A 2,101-nucleotide genomic window follows, 5' to 3' on the forward strand; every position below is an offset into this window, starting at 1 on the left:
TATCTAGAACAAGCTGCCCTAGTGGAATTGTCTGCTTTGCAGTGGAGTTTGGATACAACTCTATGGTGAGCGCGACCAACTTTCCCTCTATTTCTCCATCGACAACTTTGGCTCAAGCTGAGTCTAAACATTGCCTTTGGGTTTGCACCACCTGTGGATCTCGCTGGGTCAACGGCCAAAAAGAAGGGATCAGCAAGGGAGAAATGCTCCTAGCTGCCTTGCAATCCCAAAGGCTCAATCCCCAACTGCAACTGAAGCCAGTTGCCTGTATGAGCGGCTGCAGCCACGCTTGTGTGGTTGCGCTGGCAGCCCCCCGAAAGATGACCTATGTCTTTGGCGATCTCGATCCAAAAGACGTGGAGCCAATCTTGCAAACGGCGGAGCTGTATTTGACAAAGCCCGATGGGATCCTGCCCTGGGCAGAGCGCCCCATCAAAAAGGGGGTGATTGCCCGCATTCCGCCAATCCAATAGGAGCAACCTATGGCTGTTTTCAATCCCTGGGTCACACCCCTAAACCAAACTTGGCAAGAGGTTTCCCCCATCGGCTGGACAACCGTTTACGAAGGGATCCCGGCTCACATCGACTGTCTTGGGCCGCTGCTCTATGAGCTCTTTCAGGAGCGCTGGGCCGAGATCCAAGTGGGCCAGGTGGTGGAGGGTGGCGTCCTGGAAGCGGCCTTCAAGGATCCCCCTACTCTCTGTGTGCTCTACGACGGCTACTTGACCGTGGCCACGGAAACTTGGCATTTGCATCTGTGTTTGGAGGAACACCAGGGCGGCCCCTACCGCAGAACTCCTCCTGAGCTGCGCCGCAAAAGATTGGTCGGCCGCGCCGCCCTCTATCGCCGCCTCAATCCGCAGGGCCAGCCTCGCCAATGGGGGATCCAGTTTTGGAACGGGGCAGAGGAATCGCTGCTGCAGATCTTTTTGCCCAGTCCCTTTTTGGGGCCAGGAGAAGACTACCTGCCCGAAGGCAAAGCCGACTATCAGCAGCTTTCCCTTTATGAACGCCTGCGAGCCATTTACGTCGAGGGAAAAGAGCGGATCCCTTACGCAGATAACCCTCTCAAGCGGCCCTATTTGGCGGTTTGCCGTTCCAGCCGCTGCTATCCTTCTCGCCACTATCAGCCGGTGGTGGAAGCTTTGCAATCGGCCCTGCGCGAGGCCAATCTGGATGTTCCGGTTATCACCTCAGGATGCCTAGAAGTCTGCCAACAAGGGCCGGTGGTTTTCTACTCTGGTGACCGCACCTGGTACAAGCAAGTCACACCCCCAGTAGCGCGGCAAATTGTCCAGGAGCACCTGCTGAACAAGTGTCCCTTAAAAGCTCACCTTTTTCCTGGGGATTAGCCTATGGTCAGCCTACAAGCTCTTGTCCAGTCCATCCCCAAAACCCGCCGCGGGATCCCGGAGGTCATTTGGATCCAAGCCACCCGCGATCTAGCCCAAGGTCGATTTTGGCCCAGCCTATTGACCACCATCGGCTGCCTTAGCAACATTGCCTATACCTGTACACTGCCTTTTGTAACTGTTGGCATCGTCACGGGCACCACGTTAACTCGCCAAAGGGCAATCGTCAGCGCTTCGATGATTTGGCTGGCCAACCAAATCTTTGGCTACACCTGGCACAACTATCCCCGTACCCCTGATTCTTTGGCTTGGGGGTTGGTCTTGGGGATCGGCACGGTGGGGGTGGCGTGGCTGGCCAGCTATCGCCCGCTCTTTTTCCAGCCCCACCCTGTCCAACCTCGGCAATGGCTGCGCAATTACCTTTGGATCCTAGTCATGCTGATCCTAGGGTTCCTTGCTTTTGAAGGGCTGATCTTGGCAGCCGGCCTGGTGCTGGGTGGAACAGAGGGCCTGACCCTGCCCATCTTGGGCAAGATCTGGTTGCACAACTGGCTGTGGACGGGCTTTTGGCTTGGGATCCACGCGCTGCTGGCCTGGGACAGAGGACGCCGCCGACTGGAGTTGGCGAAAGCCCACCTCAGCGGGCTGGGGTATCCCCAAGGGAGATCCAGGCCAGAATAGGGGTGACCTGCGCGCGAGGGATCCCTTTGCAGCCCGCTCAGCTCGACAACTCCCCCTTTGACCGGCTC

The 2,101-nt window shown here is 57.3% G+C and carries 3 protein-coding genes; all 3 read left to right on the forward strand.

All coding sequences use genetic code 11. The annotated features are described in order from the left end of the window. Positions 1-62 precede the first annotated feature (62 nt). The 3 genes from NW841_RS06180 to NW841_RS06190 are packed head-to-tail and all read left to right on the forward strand — an operon-like array spanning position 63 to position 2,033. Positions 63-473 (forward strand): DUF1636 domain-containing protein, encoded by a 411-nt coding sequence (locus NW841_RS06180; RefSeq protein ID WP_414334715.1) that lies wholly within the window; start codon positions 63-65, stop codon positions 471-473. A 9-nt stretch (positions 474-482) separates the two neighbouring features. After that, positions 483-1,352 carry a (2Fe-2S) ferredoxin domain-containing protein gene (locus NW841_RS06185; protein WP_414334716.1) on the forward strand — a complete coding sequence of 290 codons (870 nt, stop codon included), beginning with the start codon at positions 483-485 and terminating at the stop codon, positions 1,350-1,352. A gap of 3 nt (positions 1,353-1,355) precedes the next feature. Then, the gene (locus NW841_RS06190) at positions 1,356-2,033 is read left to right on the forward strand and encodes a hypothetical protein (RefSeq protein ID WP_414385836.1); all 678 of its coding nucleotides are present in this window, start codon (positions 1,356-1,358) and stop codon (positions 2,031-2,033) included. Positions 2,034-2,101: the final 68 nt, after the last annotated feature.

It is taken from the genome of Synechococcus sp. H60.3, assembly GCF_047462295.1.
GTDB lineage: Bacteria > Cyanobacteriota > Cyanobacteriia > Thermostichales > Thermostichaceae > Thermostichus.